Raw genomic sequence first — 7,132 nt, 5'->3', positions numbered from 1 at the left:
AGAACCTCGTGGACGCGTTCAAGGACGGGAACATCCCGGCCGAGGCGATCACCTACCAGGAGGAGCAGGGCCGCACCGCGTTCGAGAACGGCAAGCTGCTGTTCCTGCGCAACTGGCCGTACGTCTACAACCTCGCGAAGACCGACGGCTCGAGCAAGGTTAAGGACACCTTCGGCATCGCGCCGATCCCCGGCAAGGACGGCACCGGCGCCTCGACGCTCGGAGGCCACAACGCCGCGATCAGCGTCTACTCGAAGCACAAGGCGACCGCGCACGACTTCCTGGAGTTCCTCGAGTCGAACGAGACCCAGAAGTTCTTCGCGACGCAGGGCTCGCTCGCCCCGGTCGTCGGTGACCTCTACACCGACTCCGAGCTCACGAGCAAGCTGCCGTACCTGCCCACCCTGCTCAAGTCGATCGAGTCGGCCGAGCCGCGTCCCGTGACGCCGTTCTACCCGGCCGTCACGAAGGCGATCCAGGACAACACCTACGCCGCGCTCAAGGGCTCGAAGAGCGTCGACGAGGCGTTGAAGGACATGCAGGCGGCCCTCAAGACGGCCACCAGCAACGGCAACTGACGCCGATCAGCGGCTGACGCCGCATCGGACGGGAGGCACGGTGCCAGCGTGCACCGTGCCTCCCGCCCGCCCCCACTCGCGTCCCGACACACCCCGGCAAGGAGGCCGTCACGTGTCAGCAGCAACCGAGATCCCCGCCGCCATCCCCAACCCCACCGGGATGGAGCCGCCGAAGCGGCGGAAGGGCGGCCTGAACGCCGAGCACGGCCGCTGGGCGGTCTACCTCATCGGCCCGACGATCGTGCTCCTCGCCGTCGTCATCGGCTACCCGGTGGTCAGCGCCGTCGTCCAGTCGTTCCAGCTCGACCAGGGCCTCGACAAGGCGACCGGGCTGTTCGTGCAGGGCGGCTTCGCCGGCGTCACGAACTACGTGCACTGGCTCGCTCAGCAGTGCGGCAACACCACCTGCCCGCCCGGCAGCATCGGCTCCCAGTTCTGGGTGTCCATGGGCAACACCTTCTTCTTCACCGTCGTGACGGTCGCGCTCGAGACCGTCATCGGCGTGTGGATGGCGATCATCATGAACCGCGACTTCAAGGGCCGCGCGTTCGTCCGTGCCGCGATCCTCGTGCCGTGGGCCATCCCGACCGCCGTCACCGCGAAGCTCTGGTACTTCATCTTCGACGCGAACGGCGTCCTCAACCACGTCCTCGGGCAGCAGATCCTCTGGACGAGCGGCGAGTGGGCCTCCCGCTGGGCGATCATCATCGCCGACACGTGGAAGACCACGCCGTTCATGGCGCTCCTCATCCTGGCCGGGCTCCAACTGATCCCGGAGGAGGTCTACGAGGCCGGCAAGATGGACGGCGCGTCGACGATCCAGCGGTTCTGGAACATCACGCTGCCGCTCGTCAAGCCCGCGCTCATGGTCGCGATCCTGTTCCGCGTGCTCGACGCCCTGCGCATGTACGACCTGCCGGCGATCCTCACCGGCGGTGGCGGCGGCTCGGGCAACGCCACGACCACCCTGTCGATCCTCGTGGTCGACCAGGTCCGGCAGGGCTTCAACTCCGCCTCCGCACTGTCCACGATCACGTTCCTCGTGATCTTCATCGTCGCGTTCATCTTCGTGCGGTTCCTCGGCGCCAACGTCGTGCAGACCCAGGCCGCCCAGCAGAAGGGGGAGCTCAAGTGACCCTCGCAGCCGACCGTCCCCGCTCACTCGCCGGCAGTCGCGAGCGCACCACCGACACCACGCAGGTGCGCGTCAAGCGCCACCTCGGTCAGAAGTGGCGCACGGGCATCCAGGCCGTCGTGATCGCCGTCTGGTGCCTGCTGCCCTTCTACTGGATGATCGTGACGAGCTTCCGCGACGTCGGGTTCACCTTCGACCCGACCCCGTGGTTCACGCACTTCACGTTCGCCAACTACACGACGGCGTTCTCGACCGCACTCGGCAACCACCTCGGCCGCGCGCTCCTGAACAGCCTGTTCATCGGCGTCACGGTGACGATCATCGCGCTGCTCGTGGGCACGAGTGCCGCGTACGCCCTGGCCCGGCTGGAGTTCAAGGGCAAGTCGCTCATCGCCGGAGCGATCCTCGCCGCGTCGATGTTCCCCGGCGTCGCCCTCATCTCGCCGCTGTTCCAGCTGTTCACGGACATCGGCTGGATGGGGTCGTACCAGGCGCTCATCCTCCCGAGCATCTCGTTCGTGCTGCCGCTCACCGTCTACACGCTCGCGAGCTTCTTCCGCGAGATGCCGTGGGACCTCGAGGAGGCGGCCCGCATCGACGGGTGCACCCGCATCCAGGCGTTCCGGCGGATCATCCTGCCGCTGGCCGCGCCCGCCGTGTTCACGACCGCGATCCTGGCGTTCATCTCGTCCTGGAACGAGTACCTCATCTCGTCCCAGCTGTCATCGGACGCCACCCAGCCGGTCACGGTCGCGATCGCGTCGTTCGCCGGGTCGCAGCCACACCAGGAGCCGTACACGGCGGTCATGGCAGCGGGCACGATCGTCACGATCCCGCTCGTGATCCTCGTGCTGGTGTTCCAGCGGCGCATCGTGGCCGGCCTCACCGCCGGCGGTGTGAAGGGCTGACGACCATGGCACAGCGCGGACCCACCCGTCCCACCGCCCGCATCGAGGAGGCGATCGGCTTCGTCGGCATGTTCGGCGTGCTGTTCCTCGGCGTGACGATCTTCTGCGAGGTCACCGGGCGCCCGGCGCTCGGCTGGGCGCTGACGCTCTTGGTCGCCGTCGTCGCCGTCGTCCTCCTCGACCGGTGGCGCGTGTCGGTGCTCCGCCGCGTCCGCGCGGGGACCGGCGAGGTCGACGGGGTCGGGTCCGACCCCGGTGACACCCCGCCGGTCCGCTCGGTCCGTGCCTCCGGCGGCCACGCGCACGCCGGGTGGGACGAGGTCGCGGACGGACGCCGCAGTGCGCGCCGCGCTGGGCGCGCGTCGACCGCCGCGAGCCGTGCCGTGCACGCCCTGACCGCCGCCCACGCGTCGGACGCGCGCCGTCCGACGGACGGGTGACGCGCCTCCAGGCCGGATCCATGGGCATCCAGGAGATCGCCACCGTCACCGGACTCTCGAAGTCGACCGTCTCCCGAGCGTTGCGCGGCCTGCCGTCCGTCGCCGGCACCACGATCGACCAAGTGCGACGGGTCGCCGACGAGCTCGGGTACGTCCCGAGCTCGGCGGCGGCCGGCCTCGCCACCGGGCGCCAGCGGGCGGTCGGGGTCGTCGTGCCCGTGATCGACCGGTGGTTCTACGTGAAGGCGCTCGGCGGGGTCGACGCCGAGCTCCGACGGGCCGGGCACGACCTCGTGCTCTACAACCTGGGCGGCCCCGGGGGAGACCGCGACCGGGCCTTCCGACGCTCGATGCTCCGGCACCGGGTGGACGCGCTCGTGCTCCTCTCCCTCGTGCTCGACGAGACCGAGCGCGCGGAGCTCGAACTCGCCCGGCACCCCATGATCGTGATCGGCGGACCCGCTCCCGGACTCCGGAACGTGGGGGTCGACGACGCGGTCGTGTCGCACCTCGCGGTCCGGCACCTCGTCTCGCTCGGACACCGCGCCATCGCCTACATGGGCGGACAGGACGAGGACGGCATGAACGTCGCCGTGCCGTACCTGCGTCATGACGGGTTCATCGACGCGATGGCCTCCTCCGGCGTCGACCCCCGTCCGACGTGGATGGTGGACGGGCGGTTCTCGTTCGCGGGCGGGGTCGAAGCCGGTGCAGCCCTGCTCGCCGACCCGACGGACCGGCCGACCGCGGTCTTCTGCGCCTCGGACGAGATGGCGCTCGGGCTGCTCCTCGCCGCGAGTCGAGCAGGGCTCCGGGTGCCGGAGGACCTGTCCGTCATCGGGGTCGACGGGCACGAGTACGGGGCCACGGTCGGCCTCACGACGATCGCGCAGGACCCGGAGGACCAGGGGCGGACGGCCGCGCGGGCGGTGCTCGCCGAGGTGGAGGGGCTGCCGACGGGGCCGCTGACGCCCGCCGCGGCCGAGCTCGTCGTGCGGGGGACGACGGCGCCGCCGCGGTGAGCGCACGGTGCGTCGGCGGCGTGCGGCGTGCGGCCCGTCGGCGGCGTGCGGTGCGTTCGCACAACCGAAGTCACCACGAACCACCGGCATCCGTGGTTCGCCGTGACTTCGGTTGTGCGAACGCGGAACGCGGAACGCGCCGCGCCGCGCCGCGCCAGCCCCCGGCCCGCCGGCCCGCGGGTCGGGAGCGCGCGTAGGGTCGCCGGCATGGAGGTCACCAAGCTCGAACACGCCTGTCAGGTGCTGACCCGCGATGGTGCACGGCTCGTCCTCGACCCGGGGAACTTCACCCGTCCGGTCGACCTCACGGGCGTCCTCGGGATCGTCGTCACGCACGCGCACCCCGACCACGTCACGCCCGAGCAGGTCCGGCGGATCCTCGACGCGAACCCCGACGCCGTCGTGATCGGCCCGGCCGGGGTCACCACCGCGCTCGCCGACGCCGGCATCCCGGTCGACGTCGTGACCGACGGCGACCAGCGCACGGTCGGGCCGTTCGGACTCGCCTTCCACGGCACACGTCACAACCTGATCCACTCGAGCATCCCGGTCATCGACAACACCGGCGTGCTGGTGGACGGTCGACTGTTCCACCCGGGCGACGCCTACACGGTGCCGCCGGTGCCCGTGGAGGTCCTCGCGACCCCCATCGGCGCGCCGTGGCTCAAGATCGGCGAACTGATGGACTGGGTCGCCGCCGTCGCCCCGCGGCGGGCGTACCCGATCCACGAGGCGACCCTGTCCGAGGTCGGCCTCGGCATGCACGTCGGCCGCCTCCGCGAGGTGGTCGAGCCCGGCGGCGAGGTCGTCGTCATCGCCCCCGGCGACACCGTCACCGTCTGATCGACGCGCGCGGACGGGCGGACGGGAGGCGCGCCTCCAGGCCGTCACTCCGGTCGCGGCCCCGACGGGGTCGGCTCCGGCACGAACGGCACACCCGGGCGACACGCCTCGTTTTGGCGAGGAGCGGGCGCTGTGCCATACTTGTCGAGTTGTCGGAACGGCCCCATCGTACAGCGGCCTAGTACGTCGCCCTCTCACGGCGGTAACGCGGGTTCGAATCCCGCTGGGGTCACCACAGGTGGCTCGCCTCCGAGTCCGACAACGTGTGTGTCCCGCTCCCGAGCGGGTCCACGGCCCCATCGTACAGCGGCCTAGTACGTCGCCCTCTCACGGCGGTAACGCGGGTTCGAATCCCGCTGGGGTCACCACGGGACGCCCCGCTCCAGCAGGAGCGGGGCGTTCGTCGTCCCCGGGGTCCCGCGTCCGCCGGGTGCAGGGATCCGTGGTCTCCCGGTCCGCGTCCGTGAGCGCCGGGGCGTTCGCGCTCCGCGGCCGACGCGACCGTCGGCGGTCTCGCGTACGGTGATCCCGTGGAGTTCCCGGGGGAGGCGGATGACGCACGCGGTGCGTCGTCCTCTCCGGGGTCACCCCGGGGTACGCAGGACCAGCAGGACACCACGCCCCGAGCGGGCAGGCGCGCTCCGCGCGCGACGCCGCACGGAGGCACCGACGGGTCCCCCGGGAACGCCACGCCCCTCGACGCGATCGCCGTCGCCCTCGCGGACGGCTTCCTCGCCGCGGACGCCTGGGACCTCCCGACGCTCCGGGCAGCGGGCTTCGACGTCGTCGGGATCGAGCGTGTGATCGTCGGCGCTGCCGTGGCCGCCGCACTGGACGCGTTCCCACGACCCCCGACCGACGCCCCCGGCTCGCTCGCCGCGGTGCTCGCCCGGACCCCGAGGCTGGTCTCCGAGCACGGGCGTCGCACCCGGCGACGGCCCGTCCGGGTGCTCGCACGCCCCGTCGCCCCGGTCCACGCTGCTCGGCACGTCGAGGGGCCGTTGCTCGTCGACACGCTGCCGGAACTCGCACGGGCGCTCGACCTCACGGTGGGTCGGCTCCTCTGGCTGGCGGACACGAAGGGGTGGAACCGCCACGCCGACCCCGACGGACCGCTGCACCACTACCGGCACACGTGGACGGTCCGGCCCGGGCGCACGCCCCGGCTGCTCGAGGCCCCGATGCACCTGCTCCGCCGGGCGCAGCGCACCGTCCTCGACGAGCTGCTGACGACCCTACCGGTGCACGACGCGGCCCACGGGTTCGTGCCGGGCCGGAGCATCGTGACGAGTGCGGCCCGGCACGTCGGGACCGACGTCGTCGTGACGATGGACCTCACCTCGTTCTTCGCCACGGTGCGGGCGCCGAGCGTCTACGGCGTGTTCCGGAACGCCGGGTTCGCGGAGCCGGTGGCGCACGTGCTCACCGGGCTCTGCGTGCACGAGGTCCCGCCGCACGTCCTGCGCGCGATGCCCGGCGGCGGAGGTGGGTCCCTCGACGAACGGGTCGCCCTCCGTCGGGCGCTGGCCGAGGCGCACCTGCCGCAGGGGGCGCCGACCTCACCGGCGCTCGCGAACCTGGCCCTGCGGCACCTCGATGCTCGGCTCACGGGCTGGGCCGCCGCGGCCGGAGCGACATACACGCGGTACGCCGACGACCTGACGTTCAGCGGGGGAGCGGCGCTGGCCACCCGGGTCGACGCCTTCATCGCCGGGGTCGACCGGATCGTCCGCGACCAGGGGCACGAGGTGAACCCGCACAAGACCCGGGTCCGCCGGCGGGGTGTCCGGCAGGCGGTCACGGGCGTCGTCGTGAACGACCGACTGTCGCCCGGTCGCGCGGAGGTCGACCGACTCCACGCGATCCTGCACAACTGCGTCCGCCACGGGCCGGCGTCCCAGAACCGCGACGGTCACCCCGAGTTCCGGGCGCACCTGCTCGGCCGCATCGGCTGGGTCGGCCAGACGCACCCCGCTCGGGCGGCGCGGCTGCGCGCGGAGTTCGACCGCATCGACTGGCGCTGACGCCCCGCCCGCGCCCCGCCCCCCCCGCCCCGCCCTCGCCTCGCCCTCGCTCCGCATCGCGCCCGCTGCCCATGCCCCGGGTGGAACGATCGTTCTTCCCCCGTTCGCGGTTCCGTCCGCAACGAAGTGAGGTTAGCCTTACCTAACGTGAACAGCGTTACACCACAGCTCGAAATCCTGGA

General features: G+C 71.9%; 7 protein-coding genes and 2 tRNA genes. All 9 read left to right on the top strand.

Going from position 1 to position 7,132, the window contains the following annotated elements:
* Positions 1-578 (top strand): extracellular solute-binding protein (locus tag I59_RS13085; protein ID WP_022904249.1); only part of this gene is annotated, 578 nt, incomplete at its 5' end.
* A gap of 160 nt (positions 579-738) precedes the next feature.
* On the top strand, positions 739-1,713 hold the full coding sequence (locus tag I59_RS13080) for a carbohydrate ABC transporter permease (RefSeq protein ID WP_022904248.1): 975 nt from the start codon (positions 739-741) through the stop codon (positions 1,711-1,713).
* The gene (locus tag I59_RS13075; RefSeq protein WP_022904247.1) at positions 1,710-2,621 is read left to right on the top strand and encodes a carbohydrate ABC transporter permease; all 912 of its coding nucleotides are present in this window, start codon (positions 1,710-1,712) and stop codon (positions 2,619-2,621) included. Before I59_RS13080 ends, I59_RS13075 begins: the two co-directional genes overlap by 4 nt.
* Positions 2,622-2,626: 5 nt before the next feature.
* Complete coding sequence (locus I59_RS22235; RefSeq protein ID WP_022904246.1) at positions 2,627-3,061, top strand: hypothetical protein; 435 nt, start codon at positions 2,627-2,629, stop codon at positions 3,059-3,061.
* 20 nt (positions 3,062-3,081) lie between these two features.
* The gene (locus tag I59_RS13065) at positions 3,082-4,083 is read left to right on the top strand and encodes a LacI family DNA-binding transcriptional regulator (RefSeq protein WP_022904245.1); all 1,002 of its coding nucleotides are present in this window, start codon (positions 3,082-3,084) and stop codon (positions 4,081-4,083) included.
* Positions 4,084-4,290: 207 nt separating this feature from the next.
* The gene (locus I59_RS13060; protein WP_022904244.1) at positions 4,291-4,926 is read left to right on the top strand and encodes an MBL fold metallo-hydrolase; all 636 of its coding nucleotides are present in this window, start codon (positions 4,291-4,293) and stop codon (positions 4,924-4,926) included.
* Positions 4,927-5,085: 159 nt separating this feature from the next.
* Positions 5,086-5,161 (top strand) — tRNA-Glu (locus I59_RS13055).
* Positions 5,162-5,218: 57 nt separating this feature from the next.
* Positions 5,219-5,294 (top strand) — tRNA-Glu (locus I59_RS13050).
* A gap of 162 nt (positions 5,295-5,456) precedes the next feature.
* The gene (locus I59_RS13045) at positions 5,457-6,950 is read left to right on the top strand and encodes a reverse transcriptase family protein (protein WP_022904243.1); all 1,494 of its coding nucleotides are present in this window, start codon (positions 5,457-5,459) and stop codon (positions 6,948-6,950) included.
* The last annotated feature ends 182 nt before the right edge of the window (positions 6,951-7,132 follow it).

It is taken from the genome of Curtobacterium sp. B8 (genome assembly GCF_000333315.1).
Lineage (GTDB): Bacteria > Actinomycetota > Actinomycetes > Actinomycetales > Microbacteriaceae > Curtobacterium > Curtobacterium luteum.
This window is presented reverse-complemented; position numbering and strand designations above follow the sequence as displayed.

Bases quoted from the DNA above. Each gene is read 5' to 3' on its own strand.
- I59_RS13065 (WP_022904245.1), top strand. From the start codon at position 3,082: ATGGGCATCCAGGAGATCGCCACCGTCACCGGACTCTCGAAGTCGACC.
- I59_RS13060 (WP_022904244.1), top strand. From the start codon at position 4,291: ATGGAGGTCACCAAGCTCGAACACGCCTGTCAGGTGCTGACCCGCGAT.
- I59_RS13080 (WP_022904248.1), top strand. From the start codon at position 739: ATGGAGCCGCCGAAGCGGCGGAAGGGCGGCCTGAACGCCGAGCACGGC.
- I59_RS22235 (WP_022904246.1), top strand. From the start codon at position 2,627: ATGGCACAGCGCGGACCCACCCGTCCCACCGCCCGCATCGAGGAGGCG.